General features: G+C 54.0%; 25 protein-coding genes. 9 read left to right on the top strand and 16 right to left on the bottom strand.

Translation table 11 applies throughout. From position 1 onward, the window contains the following. Nucleotides 1-119 precede the first annotated feature (119 nt). The 7 genes from DFG60_RS05865 to DFG60_RS05835 all read right to left on the bottom strand — a co-directional run bounded on the left by DFG60_RS05865 (nucleotide 120) and on the right by DFG60_RS05835 (nucleotide 5,835). Entirely contained in the window at nucleotides 120-908 is a 789-nt protein-coding gene (locus tag DFG60_RS05865; protein ID WP_114570813.1) for an ABC transporter permease, read from the bottom strand. Then, the gene (locus DFG60_RS05860) at nucleotides 905-1,693 is read right to left on the bottom strand and encodes an ABC transporter permease (RefSeq protein WP_114570812.1); all 789 of its coding nucleotides are present in this window, start codon (nucleotides 1,691-1,693) and stop codon (nucleotides 905-907) included. Before DFG60_RS05860 ends, DFG60_RS05865 begins: the two co-directional genes overlap by 4 nt. A gap of 3 nt (nucleotides 1,694-1,696) precedes the next feature. Next, entirely contained in the window at nucleotides 1,697-2,698 is a 1,002-nt protein-coding gene (locus tag DFG60_RS05855) for an ABC transporter ATP-binding protein (RefSeq protein ID WP_232818644.1), read from the bottom strand. Nucleotides 2,699-2,789: 91 nt separating this feature from the next. Beyond that, nucleotides 2,790-3,686: an SDR family NAD(P)-dependent oxidoreductase gene (locus DFG60_RS05850; RefSeq protein ID WP_232818643.1), complete on the bottom strand. Its 897-nt coding sequence runs from the start codon at nucleotides 3,684-3,686 to the stop codon at nucleotides 2,790-2,792. Between the two features lie 107 nt (nucleotides 3,687-3,793). Continuing rightward, nucleotides 3,794-4,024: a hypothetical protein gene (locus tag DFG60_RS05845; protein WP_114570811.1), complete on the bottom strand. Its 231-nt coding sequence runs from the start codon at nucleotides 4,022-4,024 to the stop codon at nucleotides 3,794-3,796. Further along, on the bottom strand, nucleotides 4,021-5,217 hold the full coding sequence (locus DFG60_RS05840) for a hypothetical protein (protein WP_114570810.1): 1,197 nt from the start codon (nucleotides 5,215-5,217) through the stop codon (nucleotides 4,021-4,023). Before DFG60_RS05840 ends, DFG60_RS05845 begins: the two co-directional genes overlap by 4 nt. Nucleotides 5,218-5,238: 21 nt before the next feature. After that, complete coding sequence (locus DFG60_RS05835; RefSeq protein WP_114570809.1) at nucleotides 5,239-5,835, bottom strand: DUF1129 family protein; 597 nt, start codon at nucleotides 5,833-5,835, stop codon at nucleotides 5,239-5,241. Nucleotides 5,836-6,023: 188 nt separating this feature from the next. Between DFG60_RS05835 and DFG60_RS13625 the strand changes: the two genes are divergently transcribed. Then, nucleotides 6,024-6,185: a hypothetical protein gene (locus DFG60_RS13625; RefSeq protein WP_157964484.1), complete on the top strand. Its 162-nt coding sequence runs from the start codon at nucleotides 6,024-6,026 to the stop codon at nucleotides 6,183-6,185. A gap of 26 nt (nucleotides 6,186-6,211) precedes the next feature. Here DFG60_RS13625 and DFG60_RS05830 read toward each other — a convergent pair whose 3' ends face one another. After that, nucleotides 6,212-7,111 (bottom strand): alpha/beta hydrolase, encoded by a 900-nt coding sequence (locus DFG60_RS05830; protein WP_114570808.1) that lies wholly within the window; start codon nucleotides 7,109-7,111, stop codon nucleotides 6,212-6,214. A 167-nt stretch (nucleotides 7,112-7,278) separates the two neighbouring features. On the opposite strand from DFG60_RS05830, the gene DFG60_RS05825 reads away from it, so the two are divergent. Both DFG60_RS05825 and DFG60_RS05820 read left to right on the top strand, forming a co-directional pair. Continuing rightward, a complete protein-coding gene (locus tag DFG60_RS05825; protein ID WP_114570807.1) occupies nucleotides 7,279-7,740 on the top strand; it encodes a hypothetical protein in 462 nt (153 codons plus the stop codon). Between the two features lie 143 nt (nucleotides 7,741-7,883). After that, a complete protein-coding gene (locus DFG60_RS05820; RefSeq protein ID WP_114570806.1) occupies nucleotides 7,884-8,720 on the top strand; it encodes an alpha/beta fold hydrolase in 837 nt (278 codons plus the stop codon). Nucleotides 8,721-8,912: 192 nt separating this feature from the next. Here DFG60_RS05820 and DFG60_RS05815 read toward each other — a convergent pair whose 3' ends face one another. Beyond that, entirely contained in the window at nucleotides 8,913-10,058 is a 1,146-nt protein-coding gene (locus DFG60_RS05815) for a Six-bladed beta-propeller, TolB-like protein (RefSeq protein WP_114570805.1), read from the bottom strand. A 127-nt stretch (nucleotides 10,059-10,185) separates the two neighbouring features. On the opposite strand from DFG60_RS05815, the gene DFG60_RS05810 reads away from it, so the two are divergent. Together DFG60_RS05810 and DFG60_RS05805 are read left to right on the top strand one after the other, a co-directional pair. After that, nucleotides 10,186-11,277 (top strand): GTP pyrophosphokinase, encoded by a 1,092-nt coding sequence (locus DFG60_RS05810; protein WP_232818642.1) that lies wholly within the window; start codon nucleotides 10,186-10,188, stop codon nucleotides 11,275-11,277. A gap of 68 nt (nucleotides 11,278-11,345) precedes the next feature. Then, nucleotides 11,346-11,795, top strand: coding sequence for a MarR family winged helix-turn-helix transcriptional regulator (locus DFG60_RS05805; RefSeq protein WP_114570804.1), 450 nt, complete (start codon nucleotides 11,346-11,348; stop codon nucleotides 11,793-11,795). 65 nt (nucleotides 11,796-11,860) lie between these two features. Here DFG60_RS05805 and DFG60_RS05800 read toward each other — a convergent pair whose 3' ends face one another. From DFG60_RS05800 to DFG60_RS05785, 4 genes are read right to left on the bottom strand one after another with little or no spacing between them, the layout of a single operon-like run. Further along, nucleotides 11,861-12,424 carry a guanylate kinase gene (locus tag DFG60_RS05800; protein WP_114570803.1) on the bottom strand — a complete coding sequence of 188 codons (564 nt, stop codon included), beginning with the start codon at nucleotides 12,422-12,424 and terminating at the stop codon, nucleotides 11,861-11,863. An 11-nt stretch (nucleotides 12,425-12,435) separates the two neighbouring features. Further along, nucleotides 12,436-12,906, bottom strand: coding sequence for a hypothetical protein (locus DFG60_RS05795; RefSeq protein WP_114570802.1), 471 nt, complete (start codon nucleotides 12,904-12,906; stop codon nucleotides 12,436-12,438). 12 nt (nucleotides 12,907-12,918) lie between these two features. After that, nucleotides 12,919-13,635 carry a glycerophosphodiester phosphodiesterase gene (locus DFG60_RS05790; RefSeq protein ID WP_114570801.1) on the bottom strand — a complete coding sequence of 239 codons (717 nt, stop codon included), beginning with the start codon at nucleotides 13,633-13,635 and terminating at the stop codon, nucleotides 12,919-12,921. A 1-nt stretch (nucleotide 13,636) separates the two neighbouring features. Beyond that, nucleotides 13,637-15,115, bottom strand: coding sequence for a carboxypeptidase M32 (locus tag DFG60_RS05785; protein WP_114570800.1), 1,479 nt, complete (start codon nucleotides 15,113-15,115; stop codon nucleotides 13,637-13,639). 175 nt (nucleotides 15,116-15,290) lie between these two features. Between DFG60_RS05785 and DFG60_RS05780 the strand changes: the two genes are divergently transcribed. After that, nucleotides 15,291-15,911, top strand: coding sequence for a serine/threonine protein kinase (locus DFG60_RS05780; protein WP_114570799.1), 621 nt, complete (start codon nucleotides 15,291-15,293; stop codon nucleotides 15,909-15,911). A gap of 112 nt (nucleotides 15,912-16,023) precedes the next feature. Here DFG60_RS05780 and DFG60_RS05775 read toward each other — a convergent pair whose 3' ends face one another. Beyond that, nucleotides 16,024-17,376, bottom strand: coding sequence for a phenylacetate--CoA ligase family protein (locus tag DFG60_RS05775; RefSeq protein WP_114570798.1), 1,353 nt, complete (start codon nucleotides 17,374-17,376; stop codon nucleotides 16,024-16,026). Nucleotides 17,377-17,636: 260 nt separating this feature from the next. Beyond that, nucleotides 17,637-18,017 (bottom strand): hypothetical protein, encoded by a 381-nt coding sequence (locus DFG60_RS05770; protein WP_232818641.1) that lies wholly within the window; start codon nucleotides 18,015-18,017, stop codon nucleotides 17,637-17,639. Nucleotides 18,018-18,169: 152 nt separating this feature from the next. Between DFG60_RS05770 and DFG60_RS05765 the strand changes: the two genes are divergently transcribed. Both DFG60_RS05765 and DFG60_RS05760 read left to right on the top strand, forming a co-directional pair. Continuing rightward, a complete protein-coding gene (locus DFG60_RS05765) occupies nucleotides 18,170-19,603 on the top strand; it encodes an NAD(P)H-binding protein (protein WP_114570796.1) in 1,434 nt (477 codons plus the stop codon). Between the two features lie 96 nt (nucleotides 19,604-19,699). Then, nucleotides 19,700-23,278: a dynamin family protein gene (locus DFG60_RS05760; protein ID WP_114570795.1), complete on the top strand. Its 3,579-nt coding sequence runs from the start codon at nucleotides 19,700-19,702 to the stop codon at nucleotides 23,276-23,278. A gap of 73 nt (nucleotides 23,279-23,351) precedes the next feature. Here the strand turns inward: DFG60_RS05760 and DFG60_RS05755 are convergent, their stop codons facing one another. Beyond that, nucleotides 23,352-23,618 carry a PspC domain-containing protein gene (locus DFG60_RS05755; protein WP_232818640.1) on the bottom strand — a complete coding sequence of 89 codons (267 nt, stop codon included), beginning with the start codon at nucleotides 23,616-23,618 and terminating at the stop codon, nucleotides 23,352-23,354. A 435-nt stretch (nucleotides 23,619-24,053) separates the two neighbouring features. Between DFG60_RS05755 and DFG60_RS05750 the strand changes: the two genes are divergently transcribed. Continuing rightward, nucleotides 24,054-25,619: an IS1182 family transposase gene (locus tag DFG60_RS05750; protein WP_157964450.1), complete on the top strand. Its 1,566-nt coding sequence runs from the start codon at nucleotides 24,054-24,056 to the stop codon at nucleotides 25,617-25,619. The last annotated feature ends 120 nt before the right edge of the window (nucleotides 25,620-25,739 follow it).

Genomic DNA, 25,739 nt, shown 5'->3' with positions numbered 1-25,739 from the left:
CAATTTTTCCAATTCACAGGGAAATGATTCGTTCACACAAAAGAATCGCACTCCCGCTGCCCCTGACAGATGAAATCAGAGCGGTTGCGGCCATGCGATTCGGATGAAATTCCAGATGTTCAAGTACCGGTGCTCGCGAAACGTTGCAGACCGAACGTCCAAAAACGGTAAGCGATGACGAGGCTGACGCCTGCTACCAAAGGCGTCGCAAGGGCAAATGCGGATTGCTTGCCTTCGAAGAAGAACGTCGCGGGATAGAACGCGGTGAAGCCGTATGGAATGATGAACGTCAGGATGAACGTGATGACCTTCGAATAGATCGCCATCGGATACCTCGCGAAGTCGCTCAGACTGAACACTGCAGAGACGATCGGCAGACTGTCCGTCATCCAGAACGAGAGCGTCGCGAAAAACAGATTGATTGCGATGTACAGCGCCCCGCTTGAAAGTACGAAGACGACCAGCCAGATGACCTCAGTTACTCCCCAGTCGATCGCAAGCTTGAGCGACGCCGTATAGAGGACGGCGCCACCGATCAGGAGCTGTCCGAAACCGTCCTGCTGGAGTCGCTCGGCGACGATCTGGAAGAGCGGGTTCACCGGACGCAGCAGTACCCGGTCAAGGTTGCCCGTCCGGATATATCGCCAGCCGAGCGTCCACAGGTTATCGAAAAAGATGTGGTGGATCGCCCTTCCTAAAAAGGCGATACCGTAGATGAACAGGATCTCATAGTAGTCCCATCCTTTGAGCGTCTCGATATGTGAGAAGACGACCGTCAGGAAGAACAGTGCAGCGAACTGCTGGAAGAACACGGACAGGATACCGAGCAAAAAGTCGAGCCGATATTCCATCATCACCTTGAAATGGCTTTTGATATAGAGCAGGTATAATCTCGCATATCTCCTCATCCTCCGAACACCGTCACTTTCCTAACGGCAATCGAGTAGATCCATCTTGTTGCGAGGAAGAACAGGACCACCCATCCGGACTGGATCATTATGGATGACATGATGCCGTTGCCGCCGATCTGGCCGGTATAAATGCCGACCGGAACATAGACGAGCGAGGCGAACGGCATGTATCGGCTTGCCTCCTGGAACCATTCGGGGAACAGGACGATCGGAACGATCGCACCGGACAGGATCGTGATCAGCGCTTCCTGCAGGACAGCAAGTCCCCAGATATTGACCGTCCAGAACGCGAGCGTGCCGATCAGCAGGTCGATCGCCGTAGCGAGCAGGACCGCGAAGATCAGACTGATGATGAATGCCACCCCGGCAGACCGCGAGACCGGTCCGTCGAGCTCGAAAACGAAATAGGACATGATGACGAGCGGCATCGTCGCCCGAAAAAAGACCGACGTCTTCGTGCCGATGTCCTGGGCGAAGAGTTTATCGAGCAGATGGTACGGGCGGAGCAATTCGATTGCGACGCCTCCCTGCTTGATGAGCTGAGCGAGTTCCCTTCCTGCCCCTCCGCGGAATTGATCGATCATCGTCGCGAGGACGACGTAGGTCAACATCGTCGAGAGACCGATCCCGGATACCTCGGCCTTGTTCTCGTATACGGCACTCCAGAAAAAGTAGAGGATAAACAAACGCATCGTCACTGAGAACATGCTCGCCCAGTACCACGCGGCATATGCCATCTCAAGCTTCATCTGGGAGGAGGCTAACGCAATGTATTTCCTCATCCGTCAAGCCCCCTTCCGGTAGATCTTCCTGATCAGACTCTCCATCTTCGGGACGACGACCGAGACGTCTTGGATCGTGTTGTGCGATACGATTTCCCGGATCAGCTGTCCGCTCGTGATCTGGCGTTGGTCGAAGGCAAGGATCGTCATGTCGTCCGCACCGGATTCGAGCAGCTGGACACGATTCTTGAGCGTCTCGGGCAGGACGAACAATCGGTGCGGCTCGAGCGTCACCTCGAGCGTCCGTTCGTTGCTGAACGTCTCCTTGAGCGTCCGAATCTGGTCATCGTAGATGATCCGTCCGTCATCGAGGACGATGACTCGATCGCAGACACTCTCGATGTCCTGCAAATCATGGGTCGTCAAGATGACCGTCGTCCCCCATTCCTCGCTGATCTCTCGGATGAAAGCGCGGATCGTCTCCTTGATGTCGATGTCGAGCCCGATCGTCGGTTCGTCGAGATAGACGATCCGTGGCCGGTGCAGGAAGCTGGCTGCAAGCTCGCAGCGCATCTTCTGTCCGAGCGACAGTTGGCGTACGGGGATGTCGAGGAGCGGCTGCAGCTCGAGTTCTCGTGTGAAGAGCTGCAGCGTCTCCGCATATTCTGCGTCCTCGATCTGATAGATCTCCTTCAGGAGCGAGAAGGACTCTTGGACCGGAATATCCCAGAACAACTGTGTCCGCTGTCCGAACACGGCTCCGATCCGCTTCGCATTCTCTATCCGCTCGCGATGCGGGTCTCTTCCGTCGACCGTCACGGATCCGCCGTCCGGCTTGAGCACGCCTGCGAGCATCTTGATCGTCGTCGACTTCCCAGCGCCGTTGAATCCGATATAACCGACGCGCTCTCCTGCCTGTATGTCGAGATTGATTCCTCTAACCGCTTCCTTTTGACGGTAAGTCCGCTTGAACAACGCCTTGACTGCCCCTTTCAAACCAGGCTCCCGCTCAAGGATTTGATAGTTCTTGACTAGGTTCCGTACCTCGAGGATTGGTCTTCCCATTCTTCCACCTTGCTTTCATGATAGCGTTTTCTACATTTTGAAAGTGTATCAAATTTTCCTCTCATTTCCATTTTATGCAAAAAAAGAACCCTCACAAAGAAGGTTCCCGTTCAATACGGTGCAAGCCGCACCACATCAGTGACAATTCTCTGGCCCTTTTGCGGAAGGCGGCATCCTCGACGATCGGATTCGGGGTCCGAAGCGCCTCATCAGCATAATATCCGCCATTCTGGATAGGATCACTCGTCGTCGCGAGGTATAGCGCCGTCCTTGCCCCCTCTTCTGGAGTCGACAGCTTCTTGCTCCAGTATCCAAGCTTCGCGACAGGTTTGAGCAGAGGCTTCAGCACTTTCCCTTTCCCCCTGTAGAACAAGTCGGTGTTGACGATTCCCGGATGAACGCTAGTGAAGGTGATTTTTTCGCCGTATACGGCTGCAAGTTCTCGCATGTGGACCGATTGGAGCAACTTCGATTCACGATAGGAGCGCATCGGGCTGTAATGTTCCTTTTGAACGGTCGCGACCGCCTGAAGCTCGATATCGGTCCGAACCGTCCCCCGCTCTCCTGCAAGCGATGAAATAGAGATGACCCGCGGGTCGTCCCCCTTCTCAAGAAGAGGCAACAAGCTCTCGACGATCAAAAAGTGACTGAGGTAGTTGACTTGGAACTGTGATTCGAAACCGTCCTGCGTCAAGTGATATGGTGGTACCATGATGCCTGCGTTCAAGATGAGACAGTCGATCCTGTCCAGGCGGCCCGTCAACCTCTTCGCTAAGCGCCGGACAGATGACAATTGGTTCAATTCGACGACTTCGACTTCGAGCCTTGCGTCGCTGACGGCATGTTCACGCATGAGCTGAACGAGTAAGTTCGCCTTCTTCTCTGAGCGCACGGTCGCGATGACACGGTCTCCGCGTTCGAGCAGTTTTTGGACGGTGACGATCCCCATACCGGAGTTCGCCCCGGTGACGACGCTTGTCTTCATCATTGATGACCTCCTCGATCAAGAAAACGGCTGTTCCAATCCTTTTCCTCTTTCGGCTGAATCCTACACTCTTTTGCGCCCATCAAAAAAGACTGCCGATTTGGCAGTCTTCATTCAATCGTTTCCTTCACTTCATTGCAAGTGATGCCGAAATGCTCGATCAAGTTCCGTATTCTCGGTTCGTTTCGTTCACGGGTCGTTCCATAGATCGTCGCCTTGAAACGGTGACTCCCATTCCGCTCAAGAATTCTCGACGTCTCGTAATCGAATTGCCGCAAGATGTTCAATACGACTTCTGCGAGTTCGCGTTCATCGCTTTCGAACGTATAAGTCAATTTCATCGCCCAGTTCCTTTCAATCGTGTGATATGGATTCTCCCTGGTGGCCGGTGCGGAAACCGGATTTCAAGTCCTGCGAATTCGCAGATATCCTCACCATTCTCACTCCGCTTGACCCACGAGACTGCATCACGGCGCGACAGGGCATGCTGAATGCGTTCGTTCGCCTGACGGATCGTTATTCCAACGCATTCGACGCCTTCGATATAGGTCGCCTCGTCCCGTTCGATTTGCTGCCAAGTGCCGAGGATGAACTGACCGATCGGACTGACAGCGTTCCGTGGTTGCGGCAAGGCGGCAAGGGCCGCATCGAGCTCCTCGATCGCCTCCTCATGCGTCTCACCGAGCGCGAGTATCCGCGCATCCGCACGTTGCATGATCCGGTACCGTTTCTTTCCATCTTCGAGCCACAGACGCTGGACATATGGATCGACCGGCACACCGTGATAGTAGGTCCATGTCTCGCGCCAGGCGAATCCGAACGAGGGATCGTAGCGACGGGCGACGGAGAGAGCCTCAAACCGGAATCGTTCGATTTCCCTCCGTTCCCGCTTCAGTATCTGTTTCACCGTCGTCCATTCGTCCAGTGGCAAAGTGAGAACTTCGACCTTCGTGAACAATTCTCCCTCGGGCAGACGATGCGGTCTGATTTCTGTACCGTCAGCGCGATAGTCGGAGGCAGGACGCCCGGTCCGGCCGACAAGGACCGCCCATCCGTCCTCCTCCCTCGCAAAAGCATAGGCTTGATCCGCCCAAGGCGGGGCGACGGAGAGAACGGGATACTCCTCGAACGTATCGACATGAAGCTCGAGTCCATCGAGCCACGTCGACTCGATCGCATCGACCAGCCGCTCGGAACGGCTACCCTGTTCAGTCAAGTAACATCCCGTGTTGAAGTAATAGCCGAGCAGATCTTCCCGCATCTCTTGTTCGACTGAACCAAGCAGATAGTCGAACAATGTCTTGACCTGTTCCTCGTCAAGATCGTCGTCATCGTGCTCGATCGTGCTTTCGATCGCGACCATCTTCCATCCCAACCGCTCATAAAGCTTGAGCGTGATCGGGAAGAAGAGGAACGCTGGATTCGTCGCCTCGATCCGGAGCGTGTTCTGCATCGACAGACGTTCAATCTGCATGATGAACCCAGTTCTTCTCAATTTTTCCTCAAGCTTCAGCTTCCAGTCCTCTCCGAACACGCGATCATCCCCATTTCCAGATTAACGAGTTTTACGCAACGGGTTTTTCGTCCAGTAGATATAGAGCGATACGATACCGATGACGGAGACGACGTATGCCGCAGGTCCTCCGAGCTCGATCAGCACGGTCAATCTGTTTGGCGCGAGCGTCACGAGCAGCGCCTTGTATGTCGAGAACAGAATGAAGGTGACGGCGAACTGGACCCAGACCGACTTTTTGACGGTACGCATGCTTGGCGCCGTGATCAGCGTCGACATCGCATCGATCAAAAAGAGTGCGATCAGTGAGAATGCCAGGTAATCGAGCAACGCGAACTGAAACAGACCATCTACTCCTTCGACGAAGAGGAACATCAGCTGCGCCGAGACATAGTTGCGCACCCATCTTTTCTTTTCTGCGGCTTGCCGTTTTTCCGGCACTCCGGCAATCAATTGATCGAGACGCTCCTCTGCCGTCACACCGTGAAGCTCGTCGAACGGCCGTTGTTTTCGTTGCGCCTCGTATATCTCCTCTTGAAGCTGACTCTCGATCTCGGACCGTTCCGGTTCCTTGACGTTCAAGTTGAGCCGTGGCAACAATGTCTCGAAGACACGTTGATTGTTTTTCGTAAGTTTCAATCTTCTACCCCCTTGTATGTTCTAAGTATAACGGTTACCATCACGGTCGGTCACCCTTTTCAGACGATTGCCGCATTCGCGTATATTGAAATTTTCGGAAAATTCCGTTTAATCGGAACCTTTTTTCGTTTCATTCGTATACAATGATGGGAATCCCTTAATGAGGGACAGTGAAAGGGTGATACATCATGATCAAACCATTGACATCTTCTCTTCTTTTGACGATCGTAACGAGTTTCGGGTTCGCGTCCTCCCTCCATATCGAGGATGACAAGATCGAGGCCGATCAACCTGTCGAAGCGTCTGCAGTCGAGGAAACAGATGAACGAACAGAACAGGAAAGACAATGAACGCTTAGACGATTCCGTCAAAGCGTTCATTGTCTGAGGAAGGGTTCGATGAACAAATCAAGCCGCTTCTTATAATTATCCTCGTCCGAGAGAAATGCCGTGCCGTGTTCCCCGCCTCGCACGAGATAGAGTTGCTTCATGCCAAGCTTCGCCTGATAGAGTTCATAGACAGACTTTACCGGGATGATCTCATCCTTCGTTCCGTGTATGAAGAGGATCGGTACCATCGTCTTCGTCACTTCACGTGTGACGGACGCGTCCCCATAGAAAAAGTCTTGCGTCACCTTGTTGATCGCACTTGCACCGGCAAGAAAAGGTCCTGCGGGATAGCTGATCTGTTTCCCCCAGCCGCTGAACAATTCATCGAGCCTCGCGTAGGAGGAGTCGGAAATCGCAAGCTTCACTTGAGAAGGCTGCTTTTCCCCGAGCGCGAAGTTCATCGCAGCTGCTCCGGTCCCGATGCCGTGAAGAATCAGCTGGCTATCTTCGCCTCTCATCGCGATCGCCCATTCAATCGCCTCTTCCAGCCGATCACGTTCCGTCCAACCGTACCCCTCTGGTTCAGATGTCTGTCGCAAAAGGAGAACGTCGTATCGTCTTGATTCGGCATAATATCTCGCAAGACTGTATACTGACTTCTTGCTCAATGCAGGTGCATCATCGACCAGGATGACGAACTGCCCGGCATCTTCAGCCGCGAAATAGGATCCCTCTTCGAGTCCTGGCACCTGTTCAGCGCGTTCTTCCCACCAACGCTCGTCCACATTGATCCGTTCGTCGGCCACAGCGCGAACATTCGGCATGATCGCGATGCGGGCCGAATCGCTCGGCATCATCAGGGCCCGATAGAAATTCGCACTCCCTGCCCCTAATCCAACGAGCAGGGCAAGCACAATGAGACCTCCTCCAATGACCCATTTGAGCATCGAAATCCTCTCCTGTCTTTTTCCTATACTCTACATAGTATACCTTTTTCGTGTAGCATGGCACATTTTCCTGCCATTTCGAGGAGGCGATCGCCCAGTGAACGATTGACTTTTTTATCATTTTCAGAGCATATAGATAGAGAGAACGGTATTCACAAGGAGGACCCATGCTTACTTTTGAACAAAAACTTAACATCATCGAGACTTTCAAGGAACTTGAGCGCAAGGACGTCTCGCTCGGCCGCGTCAACTTCCATTTCCCCGGCAGCCAGTTCGAGAAGAAGATCGTCGTCTATCATCTGCACCCGAACGGAAACGGCTATGTCTACGCAGGGCATCTGCGCGGATATGATACGGATGCGAAAGGATTCGTCAACATCCGCGACTTCTCGGAACCTGCCTTGATCCTCCTGATCGAGGATTCGATCAAAGGACTCGCAGAGAAGCCTGAAATCGAGACGATCGAGGAGAAATGGGTAAACGACAACGGTTTCGAGCTGACGCTCTTGAACGAGGATATCGACACGTGGCTCGTCTACGCAGGTGATTTGCTTGACGGAGCGTTCAATTCCTACAAGGAAGCGGCGAACTATCTCGAAGAGGAAGGTTTCACGAAAAAAGTGTACTGACCCACAAATTCACTGCTTGATTAATTAAGACAGAACCTGACGGCTTCAGCCCTGTAATCGAGGGGGCTTGAAGCCGTCTGTTCGATATTGCGCACGGATCAAGTCGGGTCAATGTCATTTCATATGAATCGGAGTTGGATAGAGTGAAGCGATATTTCGTTGAGTGTGACGGAGTGAAGACACGTGTCAATGAATGGGGTGACTGCAACAGACCGGTTATTTTTTGTCTCCATGGACTCGGCAGCACCGGTCTCAGTTTCATCGAAGTTGCCGATGCATTGAAAGAGGAATTCAGAATCGTCTCGATTGATGCACCGGGGCACGGGAAGACGCAAGCATTCCAGGATAAGGAGCAGTATCACTTTCCATCGTTATGCAACTGGTTGAATGAGCTCCTGAAAATTCTCGAAATCGATGAGTTCTTCTTTTTGTCTCATTCATGGGGCAGCTTCGTTGCACTCTACTATCTCATCCATTCCTCTGAAAAGGTCAGAGGGAGCATGCTTATCGACGGTGGCTATCAAAGCAAGGTGTTGAGAGGAGAATCGCGAGCGGAAGAAATCCTCTACTATGAGAAGGACTTCGAGGATGACTGGGAAAGCTGGGAAGACTTTTTAACCAGTGCTGTATACGGCGAGGTCAAGCGGAGAACTCCCCTCCTCGACCTCGCCGCAAAAGACTTGGCACGGATGAAAGAAGGAAAATATTATTGGCATGCCCGGGGACATACGGCCGGCGCAATAATCTCATCCATGTATGAATACGAGTTGCTGGACTTCTATGATGAAATACCTGTAACGAGTCTCTTATTGTTAAGGGCCACTTTGCCTTCGACTGATGAGGACTTCAAAGAACATGCATCAAGCATATTCCGTGACAAGACGAATGGGACTGTCAAGGCGATCTCCTCGACTTCCCACATGTTGCACTGGGACGATCCACATGCTGTCGTCGAGGAAATACGAATGAACTGGAGCTGACTTGCGCCGTCCGGATGTGGCATGTCCTCTTTCTCCTTCGCACTGTCGGAGATTCAAAATCTTGCATACCGTTGCAAAAAGCGTCAGGCGGCAATTCATCGCCATCTGACGCTTTTAGTAATTCGAGGTAGAGGGCGGAATTTCATATGCCCGGATTCTTCGACTGCCGTCCATCATGAACCGTGAGTCCCTTCATTTCAGCTCATTGACAGACAACAGAACGATGTGTCCATCGACAGTGACGTAATACGCATCATCGAAGGCGTGCCGCGTATTCTGTTCGGCGTCATAGATCGACACCATCGGCTCCGCGTCCTCTCCGATCGCCTCATGAATGTAATAACGGCCTTCGAGCACCCTCTCGAACGGCTCCTTGTCGAGATAGCGCGCACCCGACCTGACGTCGATGACCTCATAGTGCTCTTCCGAGCGGTCGTTCGTGATGAAGATGGTCGACTCGACATCATCGTAGGTGAAATCGAAAGGTTCGAAATCGCTCCAGCGCAGCGTCTGCACGGCGAGCAGCTCATCCGGATCCGTCACGGCATAGATCGTCTCCTCGTTCTTGCGGTCGATATAGGCGCTGAAATAGAGCCGGCCCTCCTTCTCACCGAGGTATTGTACCGTATCCCCTTCCCCTTCGAGCCGCAACATCACCTCGAACGGAAGCAGCGCGACATCAGTGAATATGCTGTCGACGATCAAATCGAGCGGCGCGATCAGCAAACTTTCCGAATGATCGATCGGGTCTTCAGGCGAGATGATACCATCCTCGAGCGCTTCATAGAAGCTGAACTCGTCAAGCCGGGCGTTGCAGACGATGTACTCCCCCTTCTCGAGTTTGACCCCGAAGAAGTACAGCTCCCGGTAGGCTTCCGTGACACCGTAGAATCGTTCGTCCTTGATGGAGGCTTGACGATTCGTCTCGATGTCGTACAAAAAAGCATCCGTCTTTCCCTCGTCCTGATGGATCAACACGGCAAAGCGGTCGTTCATCATCCAGTATAAGGTGAGGTCGCCAGGGTATTCCCATTCGTTCAGCACCTCGAGACGTCCGCTTCGCAAGTCGAACCGGATGAGCGCCGTCTTTGAGACCCCGCCGGAAGCATCCGTCTCATTGAGACAGTAGACCATCTTGTCCCGGACGAAAGGTTTCGTCGGTCCCCGGTCCCGCAAGCCGTCCGGTGTCAGACTCGTGATCGACTCGTCCTCGAAATCATAGCGGCAGAGATCATATTTCCCCTCCACCTCGCGCCTTCTGAAATAGATGGAATGTTCATCCACGTGCAACAAATCCGAATGGTCAGCCGGCAATGCTCTCGCGTCTACAATACTCATCCGCTCTCCCTCCCTTTTCTAATTATCCTTTTTCCTGAAATCAGCATCTCGAAACTGCGTCCTCTGATTCGTGCTACAAAATCGCGGGAATGATACAATGTGAAAAAAGAACGCCGAAGCTAGGAAGGTGAACACTTTGCAAACGCAAGACTTGAATGGCATGATGCTCGAGTATGTGAGCGAGAAGGAATCTTACGACGCATTCGCCCAAAAACTGAAAGTGCTCTTATCCGAGCTGCTCGATGCTGCAGGAATCAAATACCACTCGATCGTCGCAAGGACGAAGGATTCGGAAAGTCTGTATCAAAAAGTCGCCCGGCAACCGAACAAATACCGTTCACTGGCTGACGTCCACGATTTGACCGGGATACGGATCGTCACGTATTTCCATGATGATGTCAAAGAGGCAGCCCGTATCATCGAGAATGAGTTCTCGATCGACCGCGATCAGTCGGTCGATAAGTCGACGTTGCTCGACACGACGGAATTCGGATATCTGTCGGTCCACTTCATCGCCTCGATGAACGAGCAACGACTGGCACTTAGCGAATATGGCCGATTCAAGGACCATACGGCTGAAATCCAGATCCGTTCGATTCTCCAGCACGCCTGGGCCGAGATCGAGCACGACCTCGGATACAAAAATCCGAACAGCGTACCTGCCGAGGTCAGACGAAGCTTCAGCCGCGTCGCCGGCCTCCTCGAGATCGCCGACCAGGAATTCGTCAACATCAAACGCCAGCTCAAACAGTTCGAGGAGGAGACGGTCAGACAGATTCTCGAGGACCCGCACCAGGTCAGGATCACATCCGACAACCTGAACTACTTCATCGATCACTCACCGGTCATCAATCAGCTCGACAAGCAGCTCGTCACGTCACATCTGATGCTCGACTCCGATCCCCAGCTCATCAATGAACTGATTCGGATGTTCCATTATGTGGATATACGGACGTATGGCGAATTGATCGATGCCGTCGAGCTTCACTCCCCCCTCGCCATCCAGTGTGCGAAAGTGATGCCTAACCCCTTCCTTCCCCGACAAGGAATCGGGATCGCCTACACCTGCATGGCATTGACGATCGCTGGAAACGACGAACATCGTATCGATTATTTCTTCCGCCGGTTCTATCCGGAACTCCGGAATGTCAAGGAAATCGTCGGCCAGTTGCAGACGATGATCCAGCCTGCGACGCTTCAAGAAAAAAATATTGATTAAACTAAAATTTTTCACTATACTAATCCCTGTTGAGAAATAATTGGAATAGAAAGAGTGAGAACATCCATATGGCAACTACTTTAGAAGTATTGAACCGGGAAAGACTCGTCGTCGAGACAGAGAAAGGGTTGCGGATGAACTATCGCGCCATCAAGAAGGATGTCCGCGGCATGTTCAACACGTACCTGACACGAAACGAGTTCTTCATCTTGAAATCACTCTGCATGACGAGTCCGCAGATCGCTTCTGCCCTTTCGAACGAGTTTCAGTTCTCGGCGAGCATGATCACGGCTCTCGCTGACGAATTGACGAAGAAAGGACTCATTTCCCGCGAACGCAGCGAGATGGATCGGCGCGTCGTCGAATTGCGTGCGACTGAAGACGGCATCGAGTTGTTCGAGAAACTCGAAGCAATGAAGATGGACTATTTGAACGAGATGTTCAACGAATTCAGTGAGTCTGAGCTCGAGACGTTCACCCACCTTCTCCAGAAGCTCGATAAGAAAGCGAAACAATAAGCGGCTCCATGAAAAAATGCCCTGTCCTCCTTACGCGGAAGACAGGGCATTCCTCATGCCGTGATTTAAGGGTGAATCGAGCGCAGTTCCTGATGAAGCAGTTCAGTCAATTCACGATATGCTTTCTCGAAGTCTATGTTCTCGATCATGTGATCGTAGTGGTCCTTCTCCTCCCACGCATGCGCATAATCTTCCATCCGCTCCTCGAGCTCGGGCGTATCCCCCCTCACCAGAAGCCGTTCCTTCATGACTTCCGGCGGTACGGCGATGAAAATCGTGATGACATCGTCCGGGAACATGCGCTTGAACGCCTCTGCCCCTTTTGGATCGATGTCTTTGATGACGATTCCCCCGCTCTCGATGATTTGCTCATATCCGCTGCGGGGGGTCCCGTACCACGCGCGGTGGACGTACGCATACTCGATGAACTGGCCTTCCTGGATCAGCCTTTGGAACCGGTCGATTCCGATGAAATGGTAGCTCTCCCCGTCAATCTCCGTCGGCCGCTTCCTTCTCGTCGTCATTGACGGAATGAACGCGACTTGAGTATATTCCTCGCGCAAGCGTTTGATCAGCGTCGATTTGCCGCTGCCTGATCCCCCGATCAAAAGAATGATCTTCCCCCTCATCATACTCCTCCTTATTGATCAAGCGACGTGAAATAAGACGCGTACTGCAGTCCGAACTGTTCGAGTTCGTTATCGCTCACCTGTCCGTAGATCGGACGGATCACGACGAGATACCGGTCCCAAGTAACGACCCGGCCGACATCGTTTCTTAGCATCTGGACGGCTGCTTCCGGATAGCTCTTCACAAAATACCAATCGACCGCAATCCGGGAGGGGGCATCCGAACTGTATATCCACGTACTCGATACCGGACCGTCTCCTGAAGTCTCCTCGACGGCGATCGACTGGAATGAATAACGCTGGATTGAATCCAGTTCTTTTTTTGCATCGCGCAAGGTCGCTTCAAAGTCATTCCTGCTCGCCTGAAACTCTGTACCGGCGGACTTCGGCTTCGGTTCAGGAAGTCGTTCAAAACCGAGTCTCATCCCTCCGATGAGGGCAAAAATGGCGAGCAGGATGACGAAACCATCGACCTTGCGCATATGCGGTCCTCCTCAGTCGAAAACTTTTTTCAGACGGCGCGGATCGTTGACGATGACTGCATCGATTCCCATCCCTGCCATCGACAGGACATCTGCCTCCGTCCGAGGCGTATAGACGCGCACTTCGATGCCTGCCGCGTGCGCGGCCTCGACGTCCGATTTCAGGACGCGCCTGTAATCCGGATGGATCGCCTTCGCTCCGAGTCTCTGTGCATACTCGTGCGGTTTATAGAGCGGATACGGATAGAGGACCCCCGTTTCGATTTCCGGGGCGATTTCTCTTACTTTCGCAATCGAATAATGATTGAATGAACTGAGAATCAAACGTTCGAAATCGATTCCGTGCGCCTTCGCCCTGTCGATGACGTATTTTTCGATCCCATCGTAGCGAATCGTATCCGTCTTCAACTCGACGTTCAGTTTGACCGGCGTTCCCGCAAGGAGGGCGTACACTTCGTCGAGCGTCGGAATGACCGTTCTGACTTTCTCCCCTTTGAAGCGGAATCCGGCGTCAAGCATCCTCAGTTCCTCGTACGTATGATCGACGACCCGTCCTCTGCCGTCCGTCGTCCGTTCTAGTGTCTCGTCGTGAATGATCATCCCGATGCCGTCCTTTGAGAAGTGGACGTCGAACTCGATCCCTTCGACGAAAGGAATGGCAGCCTCGATCGCCTCGAGGCTGTTCTCCGGATAGAGGTCACTCGCTCCTCTATGAGCGAACCATTCCATCTTAAAGCGCCTCTACGAGACGTGAATACTTCTGTTCGAGGTAGGCGATGAGCGGACGGACCGTGATTTCCTCTCCCGTCGCCCCTTCGATCAATTCGGCCGGCGTTTTCGACCGCCCGTGACGATGGATGTTTTCTTTTAGCCAATTTTTAATCGGTTCAAACGAGCCTTCCGCGATAAGTGTGTCGATTTCAGGAATGTCTTTACGCATCGCTTCATTGAGCTGGGCACTGTAGACGAGTCCGAGGGCGTAACTCGGGAAATAGCCGAACGAGCCGCCTGACCAATGGACGTCCTGAAGAACGCCTTTCGCATCGTTAGGCGGGGTCACCCCGAGATATTCGCCGTACAGACGGTTCCATTCCTGCGGAAGGTCCTTCACCTCGAGCTCTCCGGAAATCAAGCGTTTCTCAAGTTCATAGCGGATGATGATGTGCAGCGCATAAGTGAGCTCGTCTGCCTCGATGCGGATCAAGGAAGGCTTCGCCTCGTTGACCGCTGCGTAGAACGTATCGAAGTCGACGTCCTTCAGTGACGGGACGGTCGATTTCAGCCCGCTGAACCTCGCCTCGAGAAAACCGCGATTGCGGCCGATGAAGTTCTCGAAGAAGAGGGATTGCGATTCGTGGATGCCCATCGATGCGCCGTCCCCCAGTCCGAGAGAGTCGAGTTCCGGGTCGATCCCCTGCTCATAAGTGGCATGACCTGCTTCGTGCATCGTTCCAAACAGCGAGTTGCGGTAGTCCGACTCATCGTACTTCGTCGTGATCCGTGCGTCTTTCCGGTTGATCGTCGTCTGGAAGGGATGGACAGTCTCGTCGAGACGGCCTGCCGTGAAGTCGTATCCGATATCGTTCAACCACTCATGGTTCAAGCGCATCTGTTCGGCTTTTCCAAGTGACCAGTCGAGTGTCGGGAATCGTTTGCCTTCAAGACGCTTCAGCAATCCGATGATCGCTTGACGCAATTCTCCGAACAGGTGATCAAGCTTCTCGACCGTCATTCCGCGCTCATAATCGAACAGAAGCGCATCGTATGGATGATCCTCGTAGCCCCAATACTCGACGAAGCGGCGCTCTGTCTCGACGATTTTTTCGAGAAACGGCTCGAACATCTTCCAGTCGTCCTGATCCTTCGCCTTCTCCCATACGCTCTCGGCTTCAGAGATGAGCGTGACGAACTCCTGGTACTCCTCCTCCGGAATTTTAGAATCGCGGACGTATGACTCATGAGCCTCCATGTAAGATGCTCTCTCGAGACCTTCGAGTTCCTGCTCCCCCATCCGCTTCAAGAGGTCACGATATGTAGCATCGGTCTTTCTGCGGAAGCTCTCCGTCGACAGGAAGCCGATTGACTTCGAGCGGTTGCCGGCCGACTGCTCCGGCATGTGCGTACGCATATCCCAGTACAAGAGGGCCACCGCCTCCTGATAAGCATTCAATGATTCGAAATGCGTCTTCCACTGCTTCAATGTATCCACTGATGTTCCCCCTTCGAACAGATATGAAAAATTTTTGCCTTGCTTTCAAAGCATATCAAAAATTTTCTCACAATTCACGTTACATCCTAAAAAGGGGTATGAAAAATCACACAGTATTCCGTGAAACATTTCCTTCGTTTCTGCGTATAATCAAGGTAGAGAGGAAGTGAAGGACGTGGTGAACTATTCCACGCTATCAAAATCTATCGAGATGACGTATCAGGAAGGCCGATTCGAAGTCGTGTCGCACGCCCGTGAGCTCCAATTGGTCGGAACTGGCCGCAGCGCGTTCGTCTTTCGGATCATCGGAACCGATAAAGTGCTGAAGCGCTTCTTTCCGACCCACAACCTGGCATCGGAAGAGGGCGGGATTTATGAGCAACTGTCCGGGATTCCCGTCTATGCGCGACACTTCCACACCGGTTCGGATTTCATCGTCATCGAATATATCGAAGGAACGACTCTGTTCGACTGTCTCGTCACCGGCACCCTGATTCCAAGCCGCGCGATCGAGTCCGTCGATCAAGCCCTCGACGAAGCACGAGACCGGGGACTCAATCCTTCTGACATCCATTTGCGCAACATCATCCTGACTCCGGATCAAAAAACTCGCATCATCGACGTCGCAAGGTTCCGGCAAGTTGATCCTTGCACGCAGTGGGATGACCTGAAGCAGGCTTACCGTCTGCTCTATTCGAAGGCTTTCTTCCCGAAGCGTCTGTCCGAGCCATTTTTGAACTGGATTGCCGACCTTTACAAAGGGCGGCTGTTCGAATCCATGAAAATGACCGGCTGACAAAGAGACCGGCTACCCGGACGCCGAGACGTCCAGGTAGCCGGTTTTTTAGAGGGGGTTGTTCCGGGGAAAGTGCGTACTTGGAAGGTATCGTGGTGAAGTGGAGTGAAGCTTAATTGAGATATTGCTTGATCAGCAAAGTCTTCCCGCTGATTTCCTTCGGTATTTCCGGCACGGACCTGAGGATGATCAGCATCCGGGGTCCGAACAAGCGGCTCAGCATGTGATGGAGCTGCTTCTCATGAACGTCGGAAAATCTTTCAGGATCAGGCACGTAAAGGAAGATGATTTCATTGGCGCGTTCCTGAATGTACTGCACGCGTTTGATGCAGTTCGGAAGTGACCGCACGAGACTGGTCAGGTCCCCTTCAAACAGTTTTCGCTGATCATCCGTGTAGAGGTAGCTGCGGCCCCGACCGTCGATCGACGAGATGATAGGACCACTTAGGCCGCAGTGACACGTCTCCTCACTGAACGTCATCCTGTCACCGATGCGGTACCGGATGAGCGGAGTGCCACGTGTATCGAAACTCGTCACGAGGACTTCGCCAGTGGCTTCGTCCCGTTCGAGGATCCCCATTTCGTGATGAAGGTGCTTTTTGCCGTACTTGCATTCCGCGACGATCGGCGCCCCTTCTGAAGAGGCATATTGATCGTAGACCGGTGCCCGGAATACCTCTTCGAGCAACGCTCTCTCCTCGTCATTGATCATCTCTGCCGTCGGGAAGATGGCGAGGGGGGTGAACGTACACTTGATGCCGTGATCCCGTGCATATCGCGCGATTTCAATCATGCCGGACGGAATCCCGTCGAGCGATTGAGGTGCGAATGCATTCAGTTGCTCGAGATAGAGCGGAATCGTATCCGGCTTCACCTGGTTGATCGAAAAGAGCAGTTGGTTGACCGACTTGTTGAATCGCCAGAAGACCTTCGTCCTTTGCCCGTCCGAGACGAGCGGCTGACCAGTGAAGCTCGCCCGTCGCATCCCTTTTTTGAATCCGTGAGTCCCCTTGAAGTAGTCGAGATGCGCCATCCTGTACTGCATGTCTTCTTTCGTGAAGTAGACCTGGAGCGACGTCCCCGTCGTCCCGCCAGTCTTGCTCAGGACCGGAGCATGAATGTCAGTCCTCACTTCATCGATTCTCGAGCGGAGCGTCTCCTTCTCGAGGACAGGGATATTTTGAAGTTGTTCGAGCGAGTCAAGCGGCAAGACCAGTCCGATCTCATCGAACAGACGCCGATAATAAGGACTGTGCCGCTTCGAGAACTCTAAAAAACTGTTCAGTCTCTTCAATTGTTCCGACCTGTAGTCGATTTCCTGGCCTTCCTTCTCGATCAGTTCGTTGAGACGCTCGCGGTACGCAGGACCATATCGCTCGAGCGTCAAGTACTTGCCATACAGAGAAGTCAGGATGTTTTGGATGAACAATGGAGATCGGTAATAGAAGTTTTCCTTGAATGCCATGTCCTCATCCCCTTGATGCCGTATGAATGATGCCTTGCACATTGCATGTCGAACGAAATACCAATCGAATTACCCTCAATCTGCCTTATAATGTCATCTTATTTCCAGATGTGCAGTGTTTCAATTAAATGTTGGATGTTATCATTATTTTTTCATTTCATCATCATTCACTAAAAAACTATTAATTCACTAAAGAAAAATCATAAAAAACACCAAATTAAAACGGTGATGCCCGTGCAACACCGTTTTGTATGAGCCTGTCACGCTTCATCGATTCCGAACGCCCGGACCTCTATCGCTCGTATAGTAAGTTCCAGCCAGTCCTCCTCCTCGCGAAGGGCATCGATCACTTCGATGATCGTCACCGTCGTCCTGCCATTGTAAAGTTGAACAAGCAATTTCTGAAGCGTTCGAATGCGTTCATCCTCGATGCGCTCCTCGAGCAGTTCACGAAAAAAGAATTCTCCTGATTCCGGGAAAAAATAATCACTGAACACGCGCAGTAATTCCGAATTTCCCGTCGCGAGGAAGATCATGCTTTGAAATGCTTTCGAGCTCCTGTCCTTGACACTCAGACGATTAAGAAGCGCACGGCAGCGGCGTTCGTGCTGAGCATCCCGGTACCTCACCTTCTTGTCCACCTTCCTCCCCACCCTCTTCAGATTGACGCTTGGCGACACCATTCCTCCCCTTTTCCCCCTGCCCCGCCTTCCGAATCCTTGTGCAGTTATGACGTTATCGCCTTTCCTGCTGCGGGTAATAGTCAATGAGATTGATGAGGGGAGACTATATCATGGAACAAACCGTACGAAAGACGGTGGCGCTCGCGGGTGCCACGGGATATATCGGACACAATCTGCTTGACGCGCTGAAGAAGCGATTCGACATCATCGCATTATCAAGGAACGGAAATGACAAGGAGAACGAGGACCACGTCACGTGGCGCTCCTGCGATTTGTTCTCGCTCGAAGATACGAAGCGCGGTCTCGAAGGCGCAGAGATCGCGATTTACCTCGTCCACTCGATGATGCCTTCAGCCAAACTGACACAGGGGAAGTTCGAGGACATGGATCTTCTTCTAGCCGACAATTTCGCGCGCGCCGCAAAATCAAACGGTGTTCGGCAAATTCTCTATTTGAGCGGCATCATCCCGGACGACTCATCTGATTTGTCAAGACATCTCAAGAGCCGGCTCGAGGTCGAGCGTGCGCTGTCAGCTTACGGCACACCGGTCACCACGATCCGCGCCGGCCTGATCGTCGGTCCGAAGGGATCTTCCTTCCCGATCCTGTCGAAGCTGGTCAAACGTCTGCCGGTCATGGTCCTGCCGAGCTGGACGAGAACGCGAACCCACCCGATCGCCTTGCCGGACGTCATCGCATCCCTTGAGAAGAGCACCGGCAGAGACGACCTCGGCGGCAAAGCGATCGACGTCGGCGGTCCTGAGACGATGACATACCGTGAAATGATCGAACAGACGGCGGAAGTAATGGGGAGGCACCCGCTGCTCATCAATTTCCCCTTCCCGACCGTCAAGCTGTCAAGGTTCTGGGTCACCCTCGTCACAGGTACGCCAAAGGAGACGGCCTATCCGCTGATCGAGAGCATGGTCCATCCGATGGTCGCGAAGGAAGAACGAAAAGTAGAGGGGATAAGCGAGGGGCGAACGTCCTTCAGGGACGCAGCGAAGAATGCGCTTGACGAGGAAAAGAAGGAGGAAGAGAAGAAGTCCTCCAAGAAAAAAAATGATGGGCCCGAGGTTCTCGACGTCAGGTCCGTCCAGCGCCTCATCCTGCCCGGCGACCAGAACGCAAGGTGGGCAGCTCGTGAATATGTCGAGTGGCTCGGACACGCAAAACCGCTGCTTCGGACGGAGATCGATGCGGCGAACGATTGCAGGATTTTCGCTCCGCTGATCAAAAATCCACTCCTCGAGCTGACCTATGTCGAGGCGAGGGACGATGCGTTCGCGATGTACCGGATCACCGGAGGCCTCTTCGCGACAGTCGCGGACGAAAGTCGCGGTCGCATCGAATTCAGGCAGATTCCCGGAACGCAGGAATGCATCATCGCCATTCACGAGTTCGTCCCTGCCCTTCCATGGATCGTATACAGGATGACGCAGGCGAACGTCCACCTGTTCGTCATGTTCCTCTATAAGCTCCACCTCGAGCGGCTTGCGAAAGCCGATATGCGCAGAATGGACTTGATCGTCCCGGAAGCCTGAACCGCCCTGTTCCGAGGGCGGTTTTCTTGTTCGTACAAACTGCAAATCCGGCAAGGAACATGCTACACTAGGAAGCGTACGAAAGGGGTTACATGTATGCGATCTTTTGATGAACGATTAAAAACACAGCTCGAGACGACCGCCATCCTGGCCGGATTGATGCAGGACACGGACAACGAGCGATTCGAGAAGGCGACTTCCTTCGCGAAGAAGCTGCTCCGCGAAGAGTTCACCATCGCGTTCGCCGGACATTTCTCAGCCGGAAAGTCGAGCATGATCAACGCTCTGACCGGGGAACAGCTATTGCCGACGAGTCCGATTCCGACAAGCGCGAACATCGTCACGGTCGCGAAATCCGATACGGAGCATGCGACGATCCATTTCCATGAGGAATTGCCGGTACGCCTCGAGGGGGATTATGACTTTGAAATCGTCAAGGCGCTCTGCCGCCAGGGTGCGACCGTCTCCCGCATCGAAATCGGGCACGCGGACTCCGCTCTGCCTGAAGGCGTGACGGTCATGGATACGCCGGGAGTCGATTCGACTGACGACGCCCACCGAATTTCGACGGAGTCTGCGCTTCATCTGGCGGATTTGATTTTTTATGTGATGGACTATAATCATGTCCAATCTGAACTGAACTTCCATGTGACGAAAGATCTTCTTCGTCATCGTCAGCACCTCTATCTGATCGTCAATCAGATCGACAAGCATCAGGAAGAAGAGCTGTCATTCGAAGCGTTCAAAAAAAGTGTCCACCGATCCTTCTCGACTTGGGGAGTCGAGCCGAAGGGGATATTCTTTACGACCCTTCGCGGTGATTCGCCGTACAACGAGTTCGAAGACGTAAAGCGTATCGTGATGGACAGCATCCGCGACCGGCAGCCCCGGTTGCTCGAATCGGCAGGCGAGACGCTTCAGTTGCTGTCTGACGAGCACGTCGATCTGCTCGTCTCCTCACTTGAAGACGCGAAGGACTCATTGATGCTGTCGCAAGAGGAGCTCGATCGTCCGGACGAATTGCGAACAGGCGCTGAGAAACTCAAAGCTGAACGCGAACTGCTCGATCCTGACAAATGGGTCGCTTCGTTCACGGAGCACCGTCTCCGCCTCCTCAAAAACGCGACGCTCATCCCTTACGAGTTACGGGAAATGCTGAAGTCGTATCTCGAATCACGCCAACAAGACTTCAAGGTCGGTCTTTTGTTCAGCGGCAAGAAGACGGAGGAGGAGCGAACACGGAGGAAGGAAGCTGCGCTAAGCGCCCTCCGCTCCATCACGGAATCCCAGGTCTCCGGTCATCTTCGCTCGCTGATGAAGCAGTCTCTCCGTGAAATCGGACGGCTGACCGATGAGGCCTCGATCCACATCGATCGCCTGTCCTTCCTGCCTTCCGGAAACGTCCTTGACGACGCCCTGCCGAGCGGGATGACCCTGACCTCGGAATCGGTCCTGCAGTATGCGAACAGGGTGTCTGAGGAGACGCGCAGCTGGTTCATCCAGGAGACGAATGGATGGCGTGAGGAAGTGCGAAACACTCTTAGAAATGACGGCGCATCGCTTCGTGAGTCACTCGACCAGAAAATCCGGCTGCTGGACGAGAAGATCCTCACCCTCGACGAGTATGAAAAGCGGAAGATGGCGTACGACATCTTTCAGGCGGAAGCGGACAAGCCATCCGTACCGGCACTGGAGCGGGCGGGAATGCTGCTTGCTTCGTGGAGAGCCGAGATGAAACGCGACATGGAGGTGCGGCCGTTCGAAAGTTCGATGGTACACGCATCAAAGCAGATCGTCGAAGCCGAAGCTTCCCCGACCTCTTCGGTCACCCATGTCCATTCAGATATCGTCACGGAACGGACGAAACGGATTTCCCAGTTGCTCGCTAAAGCACCCGGTTTCGAGGATACCGTCTCCTACCTGGTCGAAAAATCGGCGCGGGTCGCAGGTCATGAATTCACGATCGCGCTGTTCGGCGCATTCAGCGCAGGAAAGTCCTCTTTCTGCAACGCGCTGCTCGGTGAGAAGGTCCTTCCTGTATCACCAAACCCGACGACCGCATCGATCAACCGGATTCGCCCGGCCGGTGCGGATCGCCACAATACGGCGGATGTCCAGCTGAAAACGGCCGATCAGATGACCGAGGACATCGTCCGCGCATTCACAGCACTCGGCTACGACATCAAGACGCTCGAAGATGCATACGAGATCGCCCCTGCCGTTCTTCGCGAAGCAGATTCTGCCCTGACGGAACGATCTTTCATCGCAGCTTTCCGCGAAGGGTACCAGGAAGTCAAGGACGATCTCGGCAGGACGTTGGTCGTGGACCGGGAACACTTTGAATCATTCGTCGCGAAGGAGAGCAAAAGCTGCTTCGTCGATGTGATCGACTTCTTCTTCGATTGCCCGTTGACCCGTCTCGGGGTCACGCTCGTCGATACTCCCGGCGCAGATTCGATCAACGCGAGGCATACCGGTGTCGCATTCGAGTACATCCGGAACGCTGACGCGATCCTATTTTTGACGTACTACAATCACGCCTTCGCTAGAGCGGACCGCGAATTCCTGATCCAGCTCGGTCGCGTCAAAGACGCGTTCGAACTCGACAAGATGTTCTTCCTCGTCAACGCGATCGATCTCGCATCGACTGCCGAGGAGGTCGGCGATGTTCTCGGGTATGTCGCTTCAGAGCTCCAGCGATTCGGCATCCGCTTCCCGCGCCTCTACGGCGTCTCGAGCCTCCTTGCGTTAACCGAACGCAGCGAGGAGACGGACCACGCCGGGCTCAAGGCATTCGAGCAAGATTTCTTCGACTTCCTTGCGAACGATTTGCGCGCACTCGCTGTCGCGTCACTCGCCGAGGAGACGGAGAAGGCGGTCAACCGCCTGCGCCATCTGATCCATCAGACAGAGGCGAACATTCTTCGCAAGGATGAACGGATGGCAGAAATCGGGCAGTTCGTTCAGCATGTCGAGAGCCGCTACGCAGTGCCTCGGACGGAGACGATCGCAAATGAATTGAGCCAGGAATTGAAGGAGTTGCTTTACTACGTGATGCAGCGCGTCTATTATCGTTACCCGGACTTCTTCAAGGAAGCGTACAATCCGGTCCGCTTCGCACATCAGAAGCCCGCTGCAGCGCTCGAGGATTCCCTCGTCGAGCTGCTCGGCCTCCTCGGTTTCGACTTCGAGCAGGAACTGCGCGTGACTCATTTCCGCATCGGTGAATGGGTCAAAACCAAGCTCCGGGAGCGCTTCGAGGAAGAACGTGGTCATGTCATGGATCTCGATGCCGGGATCCACTTGACGCCGATCGACTTCCCGGAGCTCGACGGACTGCCGTTCTCCGGTCCGTTCAAAAAAGTCGATCCGTACAGACCTGTCAACAAGATTTTCAAGAACACGAAGTCCTTTTTCGAGCGTAACGAGAAGGAGACGCTCCGCGACGAACTGTCTGCTCTGACTAAAGAAGAAGCGGCACGATATCTGGAAGCAGAAGGTGTACGCATACTCGATGCCGCATCGACATATTTGGAGACGAACGCTGAACGGCTCCGGTCACATCTGCTCGACCAGTCGATCGAACAGTCTGAGACGGAACGTCGTTCACTCGTTGACGCAGCTCCCCTCAAGGCATGGAAAGAGACGCTGCAGCTGATCGATCGCCAAACATGAATAATCACAAAAAGAGATGGCGCGCGGCGTCATCTCTTTTTGCGATACATGCACTGCTTTTCTGTCGACTCGACTAGCGCATGAAGAACCAGAGCACCAAATATCCGCCAACCCCCGCTCCGCCGAGCAGGACGGCGGCGACGAACCCGACCCGGAACCAGTCGGAATCAATCCCGAAGTATTCTCCAAGACCTCCGCAAACGCCGAGAATCATCTTGTCGTCCTTCGACAACTTCAGCTGTTTCACTTCTTCCGTCCGTGGCGACGAGCCTTCGGAAGAGACAGAGACTGGAGCGAGCATCATCGAGAATGCGAGCAATGCCGCCATCACCCGTTTCATGGAAATCATCTCCTCTCCGTAGAGACTTCGGTCAACAGTTTCCTTTTCCCGGTCAGGAGGCAAATGAAAGAGGGTGACTCATAAGTCGCTCCACAATCAATCCTTGTGACGGGCAGTTCCGTCGCACTCGCTTTCCGCGGGCGGGACGCAAGCCGCGGCCGGACCGCACTCCCTGCGGCCGTGCCGGGTCTCGCCTGTCCCTGACTGAAGCGCTGATCGCGCTTCATCTTCCCGTCGGAGTCGAGCGGCGACTATGCCTGCCCTGTCTGAACAAAAAAATCCGACCGTCCCGATTTATTTCTCGGGACGGTCGGATTTTTCTATGCTCTGCCATCTCTTCCGAGACACTCTGCCGCGCACCTTTGGCGCGCATGAAAAAAGCCCTCATCCCTTGTACAATGGAGCTGCGAAACAACCATGAAAGGAATGAGGACCATGCGAGAGCAGACCGGAGCCGCCCTCTACCGTCACTATAATACGAACCGCCGTCAGAGCGCAATCACGCTCGACGAGTATGTACCAAAAGAGCATATGGCCCGGCTCGTCGACGCCGTCATCGAGGGGATGGACGCGGACCTTTTCCTCGCCCACTGCAAGACGATGGGCCGACCGCGCTATCACCCGAAAATGATGACGAAGGTCGTCGTCTACAGCTACGCCGTCGGCGTCTATTCCGGGCGACGGATGGAGCGCCTTCTCCACGAGCACCTCCCGATGATGTGGCTCGCCGCGCTCGAGAGCCCGGACGCGAACACGATCAACCGGTTCCGGACGGGACCGATGGCCGCGCTGCTCGGGGAGGTGTTCCGCGCCGTCCTCGGCCTCCTGATCGATCGTGGCGAGGTGAAGTTCGAGGACTACTTCGTCGACGGGACGAAGATCGAGTCCCGCGCGAACCGCTACACGTTCACCTGGAAACGAGGCGTCCAATCTCACCAGCGCAAGATGGAGGAGAAGTTCGACGGCTTGATGCGCCAGATCCTCGAGGAAGGCAACGAGAGCGTGGAGATGCCGGAGACGCTCGAGGAGAAACTCGGGCTCGGACGCGCACTGATCGGCGAGCGCCTCGCCGAGGCGCCGAAGGACCGGGAACTGAAGAAGGCCGCCAAGCAGGTCGACGGGTGGATCGAGCGGCAAGCGCGCTACGCCACGCAGCTCGCGACCTGTGGAGACGACCGGAACAGCTACAGCAAGACGGACCCCGACGCCACGTTCATGCGGATGAAGGATGATCATATGAGGAACGGCCAGCTCAAGCCCGCGTACAACGTCCAGATGGCGACCGAGAACCAGGTCGTCCTCTTCTACAGCGTCCATCAGCGTCCGACGGACGCCCGTTGCCTCGTCCCACACCTCGAGGGGATGGAACGTTTCTTCGCACCGCTCGGCCGACGGCCGAAACGGATCATCGCGGACGCCGGATACGGGTCCGAGGAGAACTTTCTCGCGCTGAATGAGCTAAGATATGATGCCCTCGTCAAGTACAACAACTATGCCAAGGAACAGAAACGGAGCTACGCGAAGGACGCGTTCGTGACGGAGAAATGGCCACACGACGAAACGACCGACACGCTGACCTGCCCTGCCGGCAAACTACTCCGACGCTCCGGAACCCGTCGCCAACAGACCGGTTCCGGGTTTGTCATCGAGCAAGCGGTGTACGTGTGCGACGAGTGTGTCGGCTGCCCGTTCCTCGATGACTGCATCCGCCATCGCCGTTCCGAGCGTTCCTTCGAGAAGCCCCGGAAGACGGTGCGCCGTTCCTCGAGATGGCTTCGGCTCAAACGCGCCATGAAGGAGAAGTTGGAATCCGGGACCGGGAGGGCCATCGCAGCAAGACGCAAGATCGAGGTCGAGCCCGTGTTCGGCTCGATCAAGTCCAATTGGGGCTTCCGGCGATTTCGGCTCCTTGGCCTCGAAGGGGCCTCTCTGGAGTTCGGACTGGCAGCCACCGCACATAACCTCCGGAAACTAGTTAATACAACCGTAGCGATGAGGTAAATCGATTGAAAAAGAGGCAAGGCAAGGAAAAAGACAGCGCGTTTTCGAGAAAAATCCTCGAAAACGCGCTGTCTTTCATTCATTAGAGAGAGGTGATCGTTCTACTTTTGAGTCACCCTC

It is taken from the genome of Exiguobacterium flavidum (assembly GCF_003344535.1).
GTDB lineage: Bacteria > Bacillota > Bacilli > Exiguobacteriales > Exiguobacteriaceae > Exiguobacterium_A > Exiguobacterium_A flavidum.
This window is presented reverse-complemented; position numbering and strand designations above follow the sequence as displayed.

Coding starts and splice junctions, on each gene's coding strand:
- DFG60_RS05830 (WP_114570808.1), bottom strand. CDS start 7,111: ATGCTCAAATGGGTCATTGGAGGAGGTCTCATTGTGCTTGCCCTGCTC.
- DFG60_RS05765 (WP_114570796.1), top strand. CDS start 18,170: ATGGAACAAACCGTACGAAAGACGGTGGCGCTCGCGGGTGCCACGGGA.
- DFG60_RS05790 (WP_114570801.1), bottom strand. CDS start 13,635: ATGGAATGGTTCGCTCATAGAGGAGCGAGTGACCTCTATCCGGAGAAC.
- DFG60_RS05755 (WP_232818640.1), bottom strand. CDS start 23,618: ATGAAACGGGTGATGGCGGCATTGCTCGCATTCTCGATGATGCTCGCT.
- DFG60_RS05775 (WP_114570798.1), bottom strand. CDS start 17,376: ATGGCATTCAAGGAAAACTTCTATTACCGATCTCCATTGTTCATCCAA.
- DFG60_RS05845 (WP_114570811.1), bottom strand. CDS start 4,024: ATGAAATTGACTTATACGTTCGAAAGCGATGAACGCGAACTCGCAGAA.
- DFG60_RS05800 (WP_114570803.1), bottom strand. CDS start 12,424: ATGAGGGGGAAGATCATTCTTTTGATCGGGGGATCAGGCAGCGGCAAA.
- DFG60_RS05850 (WP_232818643.1), bottom strand. CDS start 3,686: ATGATGAAGACAAGCGTCGTCACCGGGGCGAACTCCGGTATGGGGATC.
- DFG60_RS05855 (WP_232818644.1), bottom strand. CDS start 2,698: ATGGGAAGACCAATCCTCGAGGTACGGAACCTAGTCAAGAACTATCAA.
- DFG60_RS05860 (WP_114570812.1), bottom strand. CDS start 1,693: ATGAGGAAATACATTGCGTTAGCCTCCTCCCAGATGAAGCTTGAGATG.
- DFG60_RS05750 (WP_157964450.1), top strand. CDS start 24,054: ATGCGAGAGCAGACCGGAGCCGCCCTCTACCGTCACTATAATACGAAC.
- DFG60_RS05865 (WP_114570813.1), bottom strand. CDS start 908: ATGAGGAGATATGCGAGATTATACCTGCTCTATATCAAAAGCCATTTC.
- DFG60_RS05825 (WP_114570807.1), top strand. CDS start 7,279: ATGCTTACTTTTGAACAAAAACTTAACATCATCGAGACTTTCAAGGAA.
- DFG60_RS05805 (WP_114570804.1), top strand. CDS start 11,346: ATGGCAACTACTTTAGAAGTATTGAACCGGGAAAGACTCGTCGTCGAG.
- DFG60_RS05795 (WP_114570802.1), bottom strand. CDS start 12,906: ATGCGCAAGGTCGATGGTTTCGTCATCCTGCTCGCCATTTTTGCCCTC.
- DFG60_RS13625 (WP_157964484.1), top strand. CDS start 6,024: ATGATCAAACCATTGACATCTTCTCTTCTTTTGACGATCGTAACGAGT.
- DFG60_RS05760 (WP_114570795.1), top strand. CDS start 19,700: ATGCGATCTTTTGATGAACGATTAAAAACACAGCTCGAGACGACCGCC.
- DFG60_RS05815 (WP_114570805.1), bottom strand. CDS start 10,058: ATGAGTATTGTAGACGCGAGAGCATTGCCGGCTGACCATTCGGATTTG.